At 64.4% G+C, this 371-nt stretch carries 1 protein-coding gene; it reads left to right on the top strand.

Annotated features, from left to right (window positions below; translation table 11 throughout):
- Nucleotides 1-28: 28 nt before the first annotated feature.
- Nucleotides 29-371, top strand: a 343-nt coding sequence (locus EN850_RS34230) for a hypothetical protein (RefSeq protein WP_210238031.1), incomplete at its 3' end; no start/stop codon positions are given.

The raw sequence follows: 371 nt of genomic DNA, 5'->3' as shown, positions 1-371 counted from the left end.
GTTATCTTTGCTGCGCAAGGAGACGCCGATGAGCTTCAGCACAAAACCTCTCGATACGACAACCTGGCCGGATTTCGCCGCGCTGGTCGAGCGGCACAATGGCGTCTGGGGCGGCTGCTGGTGCATGGCCTTCCACGCCAAGGGTACGGGCGCGGCGAGCAACCGCGACGCAAAGGAAGCACGGGTGCGCGAAGGTCGCACGCATGCCGCGCTCGTCTACGATGGTCCGGCCTGCGTCGGCTGGTGCCAGTTCGGGCCAACCGACGAATTGCCGAGCATCAAGCACCGGCGTGCTTACGAGGAAGGGCTGGCGGAGTTGCCCGACTGGCGCATTACCTGCTTCTTCATCGACAAGACGCGGCGTGGCGAAG

The organism is Mesorhizobium sp. M8A.F.Ca.ET.207.01.1.1 (assembly GCF_004794715.1).
Lineage (GTDB): Bacteria > Pseudomonadota > Alphaproteobacteria > Rhizobiales > Rhizobiaceae > Mesorhizobium.
Note: the sequence above shows the minus strand (reverse complement) of the source record. Positions and strands in the feature narration are given on the sequence as shown.